At 72.3% G+C, this 15,085-nt stretch carries 12 protein-coding genes; 1 reads left to right on the top strand and 11 read right to left on the bottom strand.

What is annotated here, in order from left to right:
- Positions 1-260: 260 nt before the first annotated feature.
- Positions 261-611 (bottom strand): chorismate mutase, encoded by a 351-nt coding sequence (locus OG899_RS20300; RefSeq protein WP_125497757.1) that lies wholly within the window; start codon positions 609-611, stop codon positions 261-263.
- 165 nt (positions 612-776) lie between these two features.
- Between OG899_RS20300 and OG899_RS20295 the strand changes: the two genes are divergently transcribed.
- Positions 777-1,676 (top strand): hypothetical protein, encoded by a 900-nt coding sequence (locus tag OG899_RS20295; protein WP_125497758.1) that lies wholly within the window; start codon positions 777-779, stop codon positions 1,674-1,676.
- 112 nt (positions 1,677-1,788) lie between these two features.
- Here the strand turns inward: OG899_RS20295 and OG899_RS20290 are convergent, their stop codons facing one another.
- From OG899_RS20290 to OG899_RS20245, 10 genes are all read right to left on the bottom strand, one after another.
- Positions 1,789-3,252, bottom strand: coding sequence for a glutamate synthase subunit beta (locus tag OG899_RS20290; RefSeq protein WP_125497759.1), 1,464 nt, complete (start codon positions 3,250-3,252; stop codon positions 1,789-1,791).
- On the bottom strand, positions 3,245-7,756 hold the full coding sequence (gene gltB, locus OG899_RS20285) for a glutamate synthase large subunit (protein WP_125497760.1): 4,512 nt from the start codon (positions 7,754-7,756) through the stop codon (positions 3,245-3,247). The genes OG899_RS20290 and gltB overlap by 8 nt, the downstream gene beginning before the upstream one ends.
- A 471-nt stretch (positions 7,757-8,227) precedes the next feature.
- On the bottom strand, positions 8,228-8,959 hold the full coding sequence (locus OG899_RS20280; RefSeq protein ID WP_125497761.1) for a VIT1/CCC1 transporter family protein: 732 nt from the start codon (positions 8,957-8,959) through the stop codon (positions 8,228-8,230).
- A gap of 216 nt (positions 8,960-9,175) precedes the next feature.
- Complete coding sequence (gene lgt, locus OG899_RS20275) at positions 9,176-10,168, bottom strand: prolipoprotein diacylglyceryl transferase (protein ID WP_125497762.1); 993 nt, start codon at positions 10,166-10,168, stop codon at positions 9,176-9,178.
- Positions 10,169-10,306: 138 nt separating this feature from the next.
- Positions 10,307-11,083: a thioredoxin domain-containing protein gene (locus OG899_RS20270; RefSeq protein WP_168131354.1), complete on the bottom strand. Its 777-nt coding sequence runs from the start codon at positions 11,081-11,083 to the stop codon at positions 10,307-10,309.
- 119 nt (positions 11,084-11,202) lie between these two features.
- The gene (gene trpA, locus OG899_RS20265; RefSeq protein WP_406311109.1) at positions 11,203-12,021 is read right to left on the bottom strand and encodes a tryptophan synthase subunit alpha; all 819 of its coding nucleotides are present in this window, start codon (positions 12,019-12,021) and stop codon (positions 11,203-11,205) included.
- A complete protein-coding gene (gene trpB / locus OG899_RS20260; protein WP_125497765.1) occupies positions 12,018-13,301 on the bottom strand; it encodes a tryptophan synthase subunit beta in 1,284 nt (427 codons plus the stop codon). The genes trpA and trpB overlap by 4 nt, the downstream gene beginning before the upstream one ends.
- Positions 13,302-13,362: 61 nt before the next feature.
- A complete protein-coding gene (gene trpM / locus OG899_RS20255; protein ID WP_125497766.1) occupies positions 13,363-13,605 on the bottom strand; it encodes a tryptophan biosynthesis modulator TrpM in 243 nt (80 codons plus the stop codon).
- Positions 13,606-13,627: 22 nt separating this feature from the next.
- Complete coding sequence (gene trpC / locus OG899_RS20250) at positions 13,628-14,437, bottom strand: indole-3-glycerol phosphate synthase TrpC (protein WP_125497767.1); 810 nt, start codon at positions 14,435-14,437, stop codon at positions 13,628-13,630.
- Between the two features lie 198 nt (positions 14,438-14,635).
- Positions 14,636-15,058 carry a DUF2752 domain-containing protein gene (locus tag OG899_RS20245; RefSeq protein ID WP_251505575.1) on the bottom strand — a complete coding sequence of 141 codons (423 nt, stop codon included), beginning with the start codon at positions 15,056-15,058 and terminating at the stop codon, positions 14,636-14,638.
- Between the last annotated feature and the right edge of the window lie 27 nt (positions 15,059-15,085).

Genomic DNA, 15,085 nt, shown 5'->3' with positions numbered 1-15,085 from the left:
GCTGCCCGATGGCGTCGGCGGGGCACGAGGGGGCATCGGGGGGCGGCCCGCGGCACCCGTGCGGCCGCACACCCCGCACCGGCGCCGGCCGTCCCGCGCCGGGCACCGCGCGGCCGCCGCAGCGTCCTCGCACGCCCCGCTCGCGCGGCCGGCCGTGCCCCGGCGGTGCGCGCGAGGGGCCCCCATCCCCGTGTGCGCCGCACGCGAGCGGCAGCGGGGCCACTGCCACCGAGCCGCGCCGCCCCCGGTGCGCGGGCCGCTCAGCTCGCCGGCGCGGTCTTCGCGGCGGCGGAGTCCTCGGCGATGCGTTCGTGGTGGCGGATGACCTCGGCGATGATGAAGTTCAGGAACTTCTCCGCGAAGGCCGGGTCGAGCCGGGCGTCCTCGGCGAGGGCGCGCAGGCGGGCGATCTGCCGGGCCTCGCGGGCCGGGTCCGCGGGCGGCAGCCGGTGTTCGGCCTTGAGATGCCCGACCTGCTGGGTCGCCTTGAAGCGCTCGGCGAGCATGTGGACGATGGCCGCGTCGATGTTGTCGATGCTGTCGCGCAGCCGCGTCAGTTCCTTCAGGACGGCGGGGTCGATGGCGCCGCCACCGGTGCTGCTGGTGCTCATGACGCCTCACCCTACGGGGTGCCCACGCCCTCGTGCCGGGCGGGAACACTCCGTGAGACGCCGGTCGGGAACACCTCGCGGGACGCCGGGCCCGACGCGGTCCGGGGACGGGGCGGACCGGCACGCCTACAGTGGAAGCAGGCCAGGCGTCCCTGGGAGCACGGCGTGGCGGACGACGGACCGGTCGAACACGGCTACCCCCATCTGGAGACGGTGCGCGCCGCGATCACGGCGCTCTACCGCCGGCTGTCGTACGCCGGTGTGCGGACCTTCGCGACCAGCGTCTCCCCCGGCGACGTGGCGTTCTGCGACACCGACGAGCTGCATCTGGGGGCGCAGCGGGTGGCGCGGGAGCTGGTGCGGCACTACCGGCTGCCGGACGCCCGGCTGATCGTCAGCTTCCGGGAGATGACGCACGCGGCGAACGTGGAGCTGACGGCCGGCCCGGAGTACTTCGTCGAGCTGAACGACCGGTTCCGCACCCACCGCCGGGACATCGGCGCCGCTCTCGCGCACGAGGTGATGCACGTCTGCCTGCACCGCATGGACCTGTCGTTTTCCGGGCTGCGGGACAACGAGATCCTCACGGACACGGCGGCGACCTATCTGGGCGCGGGCTGGCTGCTGCTGGACGCCTTCCGGCAGGACGGCCTCTCCTCGCAGAAGCTCGGCTATCTCACCCCGGAGGAGTTCGGGTACGTCCTGGCCAAGCGGGCGCTGGTGTTCGGCGAGGACCCGTCGACCTGGTTCACCAGCCCGCAGGGCTACGAGGCGTACCTCGACGGGCGGGCGCTGGCCCGGCGGGACGAGCAGCAGCCGCCGCTCACGGCGGCCGGCTGGCGGGGCCGGCGCCGCTACGCCCGGGACCGCCGGCAGGCGCAGAACCGGGCCGGACCGCCGGCCGGGCCACAGGCGGCGCCGTACTCCTTCGTGGACGCGGACGGGGAGCCGCTGCGGGTGTCGTTCGCCTGCCCCACCTGCCGGCAGAGGATCAGGGTGCCGGTGCGGGGCCGGGTCCGGGCACGGTGCGGGTTGTGCCGGACGGTGCTGGAGTGCGACACGTGAAGCGGGCCGCCCGCGGATGGGCTACGGCGCCTGCCCTGGAGGTCCGGTCGGGGACGACGGGCAGGCGCCGTGGGTGTTCCGTACGCCGTTGTACGGGACGTCGTGGGGCCGGTCAGACGGCCAGGGCGCGGTCCGTGGGACGGATCGGGGCCGGCAGGTCGCTGGCGCCCGTCAGGTAGCGGTCCACGCCGCGGGCGGCGGAGCGGCCCTCGGCGATCGCCCACACGATGAGCGACTGGCCACGGCCGGCGTCGCCGGCGACGAACACGCCCGGCACGTTGGTCTGGAAGTCGGCGTCGCGAGCGATGTTACCGCGTGCGTCCAGCTCCAGGCCGAGCTGCTCGACCAGGCCGTTGGTCCGGTCGGTGCCGGTGAAGCCCATGGCGAGGGTGACCAGCTGGGCGGGGATCCTGCGCTCGGTGCCCGGCTTCGGGGTCGGCTTGCCGTCGACGAACTCCACCTCGGTCAGGTGCAGCCACTGCACATTGCCGTCCTCGTCGCCCTCGAAGCGGGTGGTGGAGGCGGAGTAGATCCGCTCGCCGCCCTCCTCGTGCGCGGAGGTCACCTTGTACAGCATCGGGAAGGTCGGCCAGGGCTGGCCCACGGGGTCCCGCACGTCGTTCGGGCGGGGCATGATCTCCAGCTGGGTCACGGAGGCCGCGCCCTGGCGGTGGGCGGTGCCCACGCAGTCCGCGCCGGTGTCGCCGCCGCCGATGACGACGACGTGCTTGCCCTCGGCGGAGATCGGGGAGGTGACGTAGTCGCCCTCCTGCACCTTGTTGGCCAGCGGCAGGTACTCCATGGCCTGGTGGATGCCCTTGAGCTCGCGTCCCGGCACCGGCAGGTCGCGCGGGGTGGTGGCGCCCACGGCCAGCACGACGGCGTCATAGCGCTTGCGCAGGTCCGCGGCGCTGATGTCCCGGCCGACCTCGACGCCGGTGCGGAAGCGGGTGCCCTCGGCACGCATCTGCTCGATGCGCCGGTTGAGGTGCCGCTTCTCCATCTTGAACTCGGGGATGCCGTAGCGGAGCAGGCCGCCGATGCGGTCGGCACGCTCGTAGACGGCGACCGTGTGGCCGGCGCGGGTGAGCTGCTGCGCGGCCGCCAGACCGGAGGGGCCGGAGCCGATCACCGCGACGGTCTTGCCCGACAGGCGCTCGGGGATCTGCGGGACGACACGCCCGGCCTCCCACGCCTTGTCGATGATCGACACCTCGACGTTCTTGATGGTCACCGGCTGCTGGCTGATGCCCAGCACGCACGCCGACTCGCACGGGGCCGGGCACAGCCGGCCCGTGAACTCGGGGAAGTTGTTGGTGGCGTGCAGGCGCTCGGAGGCGGCCGCCCAGTCCTCGCGGTAGGCGAAGTCGTTCCACTCCGGGATCAGGTTCCCGAGCGGACAGCCGTTGTGGCAGAACGGGATGCCGCAGTCCATGCACCGGCTGGCCTGCGTGGAGATGATCGGCAGCAGGGAGCCGGGGACGTAGACCTCCCTCCAGTCCTTGACGCGCTCCTCGACCGGACGGGTCCTGGCGACCTCACGGCCGTGGTTCAGAAAGCCCTTCGGGTCAGCCATTGATCGCCGCCTCCATCATCTTCTCGGTGACCTCGGTCTCGGACAGACCGGCTCGCTCGGCGGCGTCCTTGGCGGCGAGCACTGCCTTGTAGGTGCTGGGGATGATCTTGCTGAAGCGCTCGACGGCGGTGTCCCACTCCGCCAGCAGCTTCTCGGCGACGGTGGAGCCGGTCTCCTGCTGGTGGCGGCGCACCACCTCGTGCAGCCACTGCTTGTCCGCCTCGTCCAGCGGCTCGATGCACCCGGCGTTGCCGGGGTTGACGTTGTCGCGGTCCAGGTCGATGACGTAGGCGATGCCACCGGACATGCCCGCCGCGAAGTTGCGGCCGGTCTCGCCGAGCACGACCGCGCGGCCGCCCGTCATGTACTCGCAGCCGTGGTCGCCCACGCCCTCGGAGACGACCGTGGCACCGGAGTTGCGGACGCAGAACCGCTCGCCGACCTTGCCGCGCAGGAACATCTCGCCGCTGGTGGCGCCGTAGCCGAGGGTGTTGCCGGCGATGACGCTGTACTCGGCGAGATGGTCGGCCGCGCGGTCCGGACGGACGATGATCCGGCCGCCCGACAGGCCCTTGCCGACGTAGTCGTTGGCGTCGCCCTCCAGGCGCAGCGTGACGCCACGCGGGACGAACGCGCCGAAGGACTGGCCGGCGGAACCGGTGAAGGTGATGTCGATGGTGTCGTCGGGCAGGCCCGCGCCGCCGAACCTCTTCGTCACCTCGTGGCCGAGCATGGTGCCGACCGTGCGGTTGATGTTGCGGATCGGCACCTGGGCACGCACCGGCTGGGCCTCGGCGCTGCCGGACGCCGACAGCGCGTCCGCGGCGAGCTTGATCAGCTCGTTGTCCAGCGCCTTCTCCAGGCCGTGGTCCTGGGCGACCACCTGGTGGCGCACCGCGCCGTCGGGCAGCTCGGGCACGTGGAACAGCGGCTCGAGGTCCAGGCCCTGTGCCTTCCAGTGGTTCACCGCGCGCTCGACGTCCAGCACCTCGGCGTGGCCGACGGCCTCCTCGAGGGAGCGGAAGCCCAGCTCGGCCAGCAGCTCGCGGACCTCTTCGGCGATGAAGTGGAAGAAGTTGACGATGTGCTCGGCCTTGCCGGTGAACCGCTCGCGCAGCACCGGGTTCTGGGTGGCGATGCCGACCGGGCAGGTGTCCAGGTGGCACACGCGCATCATCACGCAGCCGGAGACGACCAGCGGAGCGGTGGCGAAACCGAACTCCTCGGCGCCCAGCAGCGCGGCGACGACCACGTCACGGCCGGTCTTCAGCTGGCCGTCGGCCTGCACCACGATCCGGTCGCGCAGGCCGTTGAGCAGCAGGGTCTGCTGTGTCTCGGCCAGACCCAGCTCCCAGGGGCCGCCCGCGTGCTTGAGCGAGGTCAGCGGGGAGGCGCCGGTGCCGCCGTCGTGGCCGGAGATGAGCACGACGTCCGCGTGCGCCTTGGACACACCGGCGGCGACCGTGCCGACGCCGACCTCGGAGACCAGCTTGACGTGGATCCGGGCCTGCGGGTTGGCGTTCTTCAGGTCGTGGATCAGCTGCGCCAGGTCCTCGATGGAGTAGATGTCGTGGTGCGGCGGCGGGGAGATCAGCCCCACGCCCGGCGTGGAGTGCCGGGTCTTCGCCACCCACGGGTACACCTTGTGGCCGGGCAGCTGACCGCCCTCGCCGGGCTTGGCGCCCTGGGCCATCTTGATCTGGATGTCGTCGGCGTTGACCAGGTACTCGCTGGTGACGCCGAAGCGGCCGGAGGCGACCTGCTTGATCGCGCTGCGCCGGGCCGGGTCGTACAGGCGCTCGGGGTCCTCGCCGCCCTCACCGGTGTTGGACTTGCCGCCCAGCTGGTTCATGGCGAGGGCGAGGGTCTCGTGCGCCTCCTTGGAGATGGAGCCGTACGACATCGCACCCGTGGAGAACCGCTTGACGATCTCGGAGGCCGGCTCGACCTCCTCGATCGGGACCGGCTTGCGGCCGGACTTGAAACGGAACAGGCCGCGCAGCGTCATCAGACGCTCGGACTGCTCGTTCACGCGCTGGGTGTACTTCTTGAAGATGTCGTAGCGGCCGGTGCGCGTGGAGTGCTGGAGGCGGAAGACCGTCTCCGGGTCGAACAGGTGCGGCTCGCCCTCGCGGCGCCACTGGTACTCGCCGCCGATCTCCAGCGCGCGGTGCGCCGGGGCGATGCCGGACGGCGGGTAGGCCTTGGCGTGGCGGGCGGCGACCTCCTGGGCGATGACGTCGATGCCGACACCGCCGATCTTGGTGGTGGTGCCGTTGAAGTACTTGTCGACGAACTCCTGGTCGAGGCCGACGGCCTCGAACACCTGGGCGCCGCGGTAGGAGGCGACGGTGGAGATGCCCATCTTGGACATGACCTTCAGCACGCCCTTGCCGAGGGCGTGGATCAGGTTCTTGATGGCCTGCTCCGGCTCGATGCCGTTGAGGAAGGTGCCCGCGCGCAGCAGGTCCTCCACCGACTCCATGGCCAGGTAGGGGTTGACCGCGGCGGCGCCGTAGCCGATCAGCAGGGCGACGTGGTGGACCTCGCGGACGTCGCCGGCCTCGACCAGCAGGCCCACCTGGGTGCGCTGCTTGGTGCGGATGAGGTGGTGGTGGACGGCCGCGGTGAGCAGCAGCGACGGGATCGGCGCGTGCTCGGCGTCGGAGTGCCGGTCGGACAGGACGATCAGGCGGGCGCCGTTGCCGATCGCGGCGTCCACCTCGGCGCAGATCTCGTCGATGCGTCCGGCCAGGGCCTGGCCGCCGCCCGCGACCCGGTACAGGCCGGAGATGGTCGCGGCCTTGAAGCCGGGCAGGTCGCCGTCGGCGTTGATGTGGATGAGCTTGGCCAGCTCGTCGTTGTCGATCACCGGGAAGGGCAGCACGACGCTGCGACAGGACGCGGCGGTCGGCTCCAGCAGGTTGCCCTGCGGGCCCAGCGAGGAGCGCAGGGAGGTGACCAGCTCCTCCCGGATGGCGTCCAGCGGCGGGTTGGTGACCTGCGCGAAGAGCTGGGTGAAGTAGTCGAAGAGCAGCCGGGGGCGCTCGGAGAGCGCGGCGATGGGGCTGTCGGTGCCCATGGAGCCGATCGGCTCGGCGCCGGTCCGGGCCATCGGCGCGAGGATGACGCGCAGCTCCTCCTCGGTGTAGCCGAAGGTCTGCTGGCGGCGGGTGACCGAGGCGTGGGTGTGCACGATGTGCTCGCGCTCGGGCAGGTCGCCCAGCTCGATCTCGCCGGCCTGGAGCCACTCGGCGTAGGGCTGCTCGGCGGCCAGGGACGCCTTGATCTCGTCGTCCTCGATGATGCGGTGCTCGGCGGTGTCCACCAGGAACATGCGGCCGGGCTGCAGGCGGCCCTTGCGGACGACCTTGGCCGGGTCGATGTCGAGGACGCCGACCTCGGAACCGAGGACGACCAGGCCGTCGTCGGTGACCCAGTAGCGGCCGGGGCGCAGGCCGTTGCGGTCCAGCACGGCGCCGACCTGGGTGCCGTCGGTGAAGCAGACGCAGGCCGGGCCGTCCCAGGGCTCCATCATCGTGGAGTGGTACTGGTAGAAGGCGCGGCGGGCCGGGTCCATGGAGGCGTGGTTCTCCCACGCCTCGGGGATCATCATCAGCACCGCGTGCGGCAGGGACCGCCCGCCGAGGTGCAGCAGCTCCAGGACCTCGTCGAAGGAGGCGGAGTCGGAGGCTCCCGGCGTGCACACCGGGAAGATCCGCTCCAGCTTCTCCTTGCCGCCCAGCAGCTCGGAGTCCAGCTGGGACTCGCGGGCGCGCATCCAGTTGCGGTTGCCCTGGACGGTGTTGATCTCGCCGTTGTGGGCGACGAAGCGGTAGGGGTGGGCGAGCGGCCAGCTCGGGAAGGTGTTGGTGGAGAACCGGGAGTGCACCAGCGCGATCGCCGAGGCGAAGCGGCGGTCGGACAGGTCCGGGAAGAACGGCTCCAGCTGGCCGGTGGTGAGCATGCCCTTGTAGACGAGGGTGCGCGCGGACAGCGACGGGAAGTAGACGCCCGCCTCGCGCTCGGCGCGCTTGCGCAGCACGAACGCCTTGCGGTCCAGCGCGATGCCGGTGCTGACGCCGTCGGTGACGAAGAGCTGGCGGAAGACCGGCATGGTGGACCGGGCGGTGGCGCCGAGCAGGTCGGGGGCGACGGGCACCTCGCGCCAGCCGAGGACGGTCAGGTTCTCCTCGGCCGCGATGGCCTCGATGCGGGCGACGGCGTCCTCGGTGCCGTCCACGGGGAGGAAGGCGATACCGACGGCGTAGGCACCGGCGGCGGGCAGCTCGAATCCGGTCACCTCGCGCAGGAACGCGTCGGGCACCTGGGACAGCAGGCCGGCGCCGTCACCGGAGTCCGGCTCGGAGCCGGTGGCGCCGCGGTGCTCCAGGTTGCGCAGCACCGTCAGCGCCTGCTCGACGAGGGTGTGGCTGGCCTCGCCGGTGAGGGTGGCCACGAAACCGACACCGCAGGCGTCGTGCTCGAAGCGGGGGTCGTACATACCCTGCGCAGCAGGGCGAGCATCCATGAACGACCAGTTCCGGCCGTTCTCGGCATGCTGGGACGGCTGGCGCGGCGTACGCATCGGCTCTCCCGTCGTCGTCAGGTGGCATGTGCTGGTGCCGAGGGACGACGTTGGCCCTCTGCGCAAAGTCAGAAATTTCGTGCAGGTTACATGATGGACCGGTTCTCGGGAAGTGGATAGTCCGTTCCAACATGCGGGCACCGCAAGGTGGCGATGTGTCCGCGCACCCGGCGGTGGAGGTCTCGATGAGGGCCGGCGTGGCCGGAACCGGTCGGATTCGCGTCCGTCGGCCCTGAAGGCGGAGGAAGGCGACACCGCCGTCCCCTGCAAGGGTTGCACAACGGGCCTCATTGCCCACAGTGCTTACGGCTCATGCCCCGTGGTCATCCAGCTGAAACCCGCGAGTAACGGCAATGTATGCGTTCCGATGTATAAGTTCCAGCCATCTCATCCTACGGCTGTTCCGAACAGGCTGCCCAGGGCGTATGTCACACCGGCGGCGGCACCACCCAGGACAAGCTGCCGCAAACCGCTGTACCACCAGGTGCGCGCGGTGACCTTGGCCACCACGGCACCGCAGGCGAACAGCCCGACGAGGGCCAGCAGCACCGCGGGCCACAGCGCGCTCGCGCCCAGCAGGTAGGGCAGGACCGGCAGCAGCGCACCGAGCGCGAACGACCCGAAGGAGGACACCGCCGCGACCAGCGGGGAGGGCAGTTCGCCCGGGTCCACGCCCAGCTCCTCGCGGGCGTGTATCTCCAGGGCCTGCTCCGGATCCTTCGACAGCTGCCGGGCCACCTGCCGGGCGAGGTCGGGCTCGACGCCGCGGGCGACGTACAGGGCGGCCAGCTCGTCCTCCTCGGCCTGCGGATACCGGCGCAGCTCCTGCCGCTCGACGTCCAGCTCGGCCTCGACCAGCTCCCGCTGGGAGGCGACGGAGGTGTACTCGCCGGCCGCCATGGAGAAGGCGCCGGCGGCCAGTCCGGCGAGCCCGGCGAGCACGATGGTGTGCTGGCTCACCGACCCGCCCGCGACACCGGTCATCAGGGCGAGGTTGGAGACCAGGCCGTCCATGGCGCCGAAGACCGCCGGCCGCAGCCAGCCGCCGTTGACGTCGCGGTGGGTGTGGTTGTCGCGGTGCGCCTGATGAAGTGCCGCTTCGGCGTCGAGGATGGCCACGGGATCCCCCAGATGAGTTTAGGCTTGGCTTACTTTTGGACTAAGTCCATTCTTCGACACGGGCAAACCTACGCCTGTCTCCCGTACGGCGCCAGCAAGGAGAGGCTGGGCTAACCCGCGCTTTCCTGACGGCACGGACGACGAAGGGCGCCCCTGCCGTCAGGGGCGCCCTTGCGTGCGCATGGAATCCGGCGGCCGGGTCCGCCCGGCCACCGCTCAGCTCTTCGTCGCCGATCCGGCGCCGTCCGTCAGCCCGGACGTGCGGCCCGTGCCGCCGCCGGCCGCGCTCTTCGTGCCGGCGTCGTCCGCGGACCCGGCACCGTCGCGCTTGTGCTGCTCGTGCTCCTTGCGGCCCTGCTGCTCCGGCGCGCCCGCAGGCTCGCCGGTGTCGTCCGTACCCGGCTCGACCTCGGTCTCCCGGCCCGGGCGCAGCCGGGCCGACACCACCAGGTAGGTCACCGCGAGCAGGAAGACCACCATCGCGGTCCAGTCGTTCAGCCTCAGGCCCAGGATGTGGTGGGCGTCGTCGACGCGCATGTACTCGATCCAGCCGCGGCCCACGCAGTACGCGGCGACGTACAGCGCGAAGGCCCGGCCGTGGCCCAGCCGGAAGCGGCGGTCGGCCCACAGGACCAGCAGGCCGACCCCGATGCACCACAGCGACTCGTACAGGAACGTCGGGTGGTAGTACCCGGGGATACGGCCGTCGGCCGCCGAGGTGATGTGCAGCGCCCACGGAACATCCGTCTGCCGCCCGTACAGCTCCTGGTTGAACCAGTTGCCCCAGCGTCCGATGGCCTGCGCGAAGGCGATGCCCGGCGCGACGGCGTCCGCGTAGGCGGGCATCGGGATGCCGCGCCGGCGCGCGCCGATCCAGGCGCCGAGCGCGCCGAGGGTGATCGCACCCCAGATGCCGAGGCCGCCCTCCCACACCTTGAAGGCGTCCACCCAGTCACGGCCCTCGCCGAAGTACAGCTCGTAGTCCGTGATCACGTGGTACAGCCGGCCGCCGACCAGGCCGAACGGCACGGCCCAGACCGCGATGTCGGCCACCGTGCCGGCCCGCCCGCCCCGGGCGATCCAGCGCCGGTTGCCGAGCCAGACGGCGAGGAAGACGCCGATGATGATGCAGAACGCGTAGCCGCGCAGCGGAATCGGTCCGAGGTACAGCACCCCGCGCGACGGGCTGGGAATGTAGGCAAGTTCCATGGCAGGGTCGACGCTACCGCAGCGCGGGCGAGCCCACGGCTCGCGGCCCGGCTACGGGTCCATAACGGGCGGCCCGGCCGCGCGCGGCGCCCGGTCCGCGTCCCTGTGTTCCGTGCGCCCCGCGCACCGCGGGCCGCCTCACCGCCCGGCGGCCTCCTTCTCGACCATCTGCCTGAACTTCTCCGGGGTCAGCGACGCGTCCTGGGCGATGTTCTTGCCGCCCAGCAGGACCGTCGGCGTGCCGGAGAAGCGGCCGTCCTGGAAGGCCTGATGGGACCTGTCCACCCAGGCGTCGTGCGTGCCGTCGTTCACGCACGACCGGAAGGCGGGCGTGTCCAGGCCGGGGACCTTCGCCGCGAGCTGGATCAGCTTGTCGTTGCTCGCGAAGGCGTCCTCGGTCTCCTTGGGCTGGTCGTCGAACAGCACGTCGTGATAGGCGGGGAACTTCCCGGCGTCCTGGGCGCAGGCCGCGGCGTTGGCCGCGCGCAGCGAGCCGGTGCCGCCGACGTTGTGGTCGATCAGCCGGACCAGGTGGTACTCCACCCGGAGCTTGCCGGCGGCGGTCAGGTCGTGGATCACCGGCCGGTACACGCGCTCGAAGCCCTGGCAGGCCGGGCAGCGGAAGTCCTCCCACACGGTGAGCGTCGACCCGGCGCCGTCCTCGCCGACCGGAATCGCGAGGCTGTCCTTGCCCTGGGCGCCGGAGGGCGCCACGACCGGGCCGCTGCTGGTCGTCCCCTTCTTCCCCGCGTTGGCCGCGATCAGGCCGATCACCGTGGCCAGGGCCAGCACGCAGACCACGGTGACGCCCACGATCAGGGTGCGCCGCCGGCGCTCCGCGGCCTTCTGCTTCTCGCGCTCGGCCGCCAGCCGCTGCCGGGCGGTGCGCTGTGCTTCATGATTCTTTGCGCTCACACCACCAGAACGAACCGGGGAGGCGCCCCGCGTCTCCCCGGTCCCAGTTCCACCCCTTCGGGTGACCGGCGTGTGCCGGGCGGCGACCCGCGCACCGTCGTGCGCGGGTCGTGCACGTCTCAGGCGCGGCCGCGCACGCCCTCGGCCAGCTCTCCCGCGAGGGCGCGGACGGCCTCGAGGCCCGCCGCGTGGTCCGGGGCGTCCAGCATGCGCTTGACGAACGCCGAGCCCACGATCACGCCGTCGGCGAAGCCGGCGACCTCGGCGGCCTGGGCGCCGTTGGAGACGCCGAGGCCCACGCACACCGGCAGCGTGGTGCCGGTGGCCCGGGTACGGCGCACCAGGTCCTGCGCCTGCGCGCCGACCTTCTCGCGGGTGCCGGTGACGCCCATCAGGGAGGCGGCGTAGACGAAGCCGGAGCCGGCCGCGGTGATCTCGGCGAGCCGCTCGTCCTTGCTGCTGGGCGCGACGACGAAGACGGTGGCCAGACCGTGCTTGTCGGCGTGCTCCCGCCACAGCGCGGACTCCTGCACGGGCAGGTCGGGCAGGATGCAGCCGGCGCCGCCCGCCTCGACCAGCTCGGCGGTGAACCGCTCCACGCCGTAGCGGTCGATCGGGTTCCAGTAGGTCATCACCAGCACCGGCTTGCCGGTGGCCGTGTGGGCCTCGCGGACCGTGCGCAGCACGTCGGCGATCCGCACGCCGCCGCGCAGCGCGATGTCGTCGGCGGTCTGGATGACCGGGCCGTCCAGGACCGGGTCGCTGTGCGGCAGGCCCACCTCGACCACGTCGGCGCCGCCGTCGTAGACGGCCTTGATCGCCTCGATGCCGCCGTCCACGGTCGGGAACCCGGCCGGCCAGTAGGCGATGAGCGCGGAGCGGCCCTCGGCCTTCGCGGCGGCGAGGGTGTCCGACAGCAGCTGGATGTTCCCGCTCACCGGGCGTCCCCCTCGATCTCGGCGGTGTCGGCGGCGTCGGCGGCCACCTCGGAGTCGGTGTCGTACAGGCCGAAGTAGCGGGCGGCGGTGTCCATGTCCTTGTCGCCGCGGCCGGAGAGGTTGACCACGATCAGCCCGTCGGGGCCCAGCTCACGGCCCACCTGCAGGGCGCCGGCCAGCGCGTGGGCGCTCTCGATGGCCGGGATGATGCCCTCGGTCCGCGACAGCAGGCGCAGCGCCTGCATCGCCTCGTCGTCGGTGACCGCGCGGTACTCGCCGCGGCCGGAGTCCTTCAGGTAGGCGTGCTCCGGGCCGATGCCCGGGTAGTCCAGGCCGGCCGAGATGGAGTACGGCTCGGTGATCTGGCCCTCGTCGTCCTGCAGCACGTAGGAGCGGGAGCCGTGCAGGATGCCCGGCTCGCCCGCGGTCAGGGTGGCCGCGTGCTCGCCGGTGTCGATGCCGTGGCCGGCGGGTTCGCAGCCGATCAGGCGCACGCCCTCGTCCGGGATGAACGCGTGGAACAGTCCGATGGCGTTGGAGCCGCCGCCCACGCAGGCGACGGCGGCGTCCGGGAGGCGGCCGGCGCGCTCGAGGATCTGGCGGCGGGCCTCGACGCCGATGACCCGGTGGAAGTCGCGGACCATCGCCGGGAAGGGGTGCGGGCCGGCGACGGTGCCGAACAGGTAGTGGGTGTGGTCGACGTTGGCGACCCAGTCGCGGAACGCCTCGTTGATGGCGTCCTTCAGGGTGCGGCTGCCGGACTTCACGGCCACGACCTCGGCGCCGAGCATGCGCATCCGGGCCACGTTCAGGGCCTGGCGCTCGGTGTCGATCTCGCCCATGTAGATCGTGCAGTCCAGGCCGAACAGCGCGCAGGCGGTGGCGGTGGCCACGCCGTGCTGGCCGGCGCCGGTCTCGGCGATCACGCGGGTCTTGCCCATGCGCTTGGTGAGCAGTGCCTGGCCGAGCACGTTGTTGATCTTGTGGGAGCCGGTGTGGTTGAGGTCCTCGCGCTTGAGGAACACCCGAGCGCCGCCGGCGTGCTCGGCGAACCGCGGGACCTCGGTCAGGGGGCTGGGACGGCCGGTGTAGTGGACGAGCAGTTCGTCCAGCTCACGGGCGAACTCCGGGTCGGCCTTGGCCTTCTCGTAGGCGACGGCGACCTCGTCCACGGCGGCGACGAGCGCCTCGGGGATGAACTTGCCGCCGTAGGCGCCGAAGTAGCCCTCGGCGCTGGGCACCTGCCCCCCGGGATCGGGGATGAAGAACTCGCTGGGCATGCGGAAACCTCACGGTGAGTGCTGTGGATACCAGTCGCCGTGGGGCCGGGGCTGTCACCGGCTACGCGTGCCGTCCGTGGTCGTCGTGCGTCCGTGCGGTCTGCTCCGCCCGCGCACGGCACAGCCCCGCGCCCCGCGCAACGCGCCATCGCATGCCGTTGACCTGGCCCGGCTCGTCACCGATGACGTAGCGCACGCGCCGTCCGTGCACCCGGCGTGCGGGCGCGCGGCAGCCACGGGGCCGGCAGCCGCGCGCGAGGCGGGCGTGGCGGTCCGTGGTGGTCACGGTGATCGGAAGCGTCATCGGGCCCCACTCTACCGGCGTGTCAGCCGCGTCCCTGCCTCAGCGCCGGATGTGCTCCGGCGGCCACCAGGTCGGCGACCGCGGCCTTCGGGTCCCGGCCGGTGACCAGCGACTCGCCGACCAGGACGGCGTCGGCGCCGGCGTTGGCGTAGGCGATCAGGTCGTGCGGGCCGCGCACGCCGGACTCGGCGACCTTGACGATGCCGTCGGGGATCTCCGGGGCCACCCGCTCGAAGGTGCTGCGGTCGACCTCCAGGGTCTTCAGGTTGCGCGCGTTGACGCCGATGACCTTGGCGCCGGCGTCCACCGCCCGCTCGACCTCCTCCTCGTCGTGGGCCTCGACGAGCGGGGTGAGCCCGATGGACTCGGCGCGCTCGATCAGCGACTCCAGGGCCGGCTGGTCGAGGGCGGCGACGATCAGCAGGGCGAGGTCGGCGCCGTAGGCCCGGGCCTCCCACAGCTGATAGGAGGTGACGATGAAGTCCTTGCGCAGCACCGGGATGTCCACGCGGGCGCGCACCGCCTCCAGGTCGGCGAGCGAACCGCCGAAGCGCCGCTGCTCGGTCAGCACGGAGATGACGGCCGCGCCGCCGGCCTCGTAGTCCGCGGCCAGCCCGGCCGGGTCGGCGATCGCGGCCAGCGCGCCCTTGGAGGGGCTGGAGCGCTTGACCTCGCAGATCACCCGGACGCCGTCGCCCTTGAGCGCCGCCCTCCCGTCCTTGGCGGCCGGGGCCTTGGCCGCGCGCTCCTTGAGCTCGTCGAGGCTGACGCGTGCCTGCCGCTCGGCAAGGTCGGCACGGACTCCGTCGATGATCTCGTCGAGCACACTCACGCGAGCGGCCCCCTTCCAGACGGTGGGATGTTCCAGCGGACCGTTGTGTCCCCGGCGGCGGGCGCCGACGAGAAGATCGTGGGGACCCGCTGGATCAGGCGGCCGGAAACCGGTGGTCACTGCGATGGTATCCGCACCCGGCTCCCCACCCCGCATCCGTCCCGCCGCGGTCCCACTACCTGGACCGGTGCCGGTCGGTCAAGGGTGGAGCCAGCCGCCGAACGGCAGGTTCCGGACAACGGTGAAGACGGCGGCGAGCACGCCCGCGCACCACAGCTGGGCGGTGGACGGCACGAGCCGCGACGTCGGCCGTCCGCGCACCGCGGCCGCCGTCCACAGCACCCACCCGACGGCGAAGACCAGGTAGCCGACGACGGCCAGGGCGTTGTCGTGCAGGGCGGCGAGGAGGTCGCCGTCGGCGACGGCGTGGGCGCTGCGCAGCCCGCCGCAGCCGGGGCAGTACAGACCGGTGAAGTGCAGCAGCGGGCACACCGGGTAGTGGCCGGGTTCGTTGGGGTCCACCGTCCCGACGTAGGCGAAGGCGGCGGCCACCGCGGCCAGCGTCAGGGCGGGCGCGGCGAGACGGGCCGCGAGGGAGCGGTGTCGCACGGGTACGGCCACGCGGGCGGCGTGTGCGGTCCCCGGGTG

The sequence above is a fragment of the Streptomyces thermoviolaceus genome (assembly GCF_045209695.1).
GTDB lineage: Bacteria > Actinomycetota > Actinomycetes > Streptomycetales > Streptomycetaceae > Streptomyces > Streptomyces thermoviolaceus.
This window is presented reverse-complemented; position numbering and strand designations above follow the sequence as displayed.

Bases quoted from the DNA above. Each gene is read 5' to 3' on its own strand.
- gltB (WP_125497760.1), bottom strand. From the start codon at position 7,756: ATGTACGACCCCCGCTTCGAGCACGACGCCTGCGGTGTCGGTTTCGTG.
- OG899_RS20300 (WP_125497757.1), bottom strand. From the start codon at position 611: ATGAGCACCAGCAGCACCGGTGGCGGCGCCATCGACCCCGCCGTCCTG.
- OG899_RS20290 (WP_125497759.1), bottom strand. From the start codon at position 3,252: ATGGCTGACCCGAAGGGCTTTCTGAACCACGGCCGTGAGGTCGCCAGG.
- trpB (WP_125497765.1), bottom strand. From the start codon at position 13,301: ATGCCCAGCGAGTTCTTCATCCCCGATCCCGGGGGGCAGGTGCCCAGC.
- lgt (WP_125497762.1), bottom strand. From the start codon at position 10,168: ATGGAACTTGCCTACATTCCCAGCCCGTCGCGCGGGGTGCTGTACCTC.
- trpM (WP_125497766.1), bottom strand. From the start codon at position 13,605: ATGACGCTTCCGATCACCGTGACCACCACGGACCGCCACGCCCGCCTC.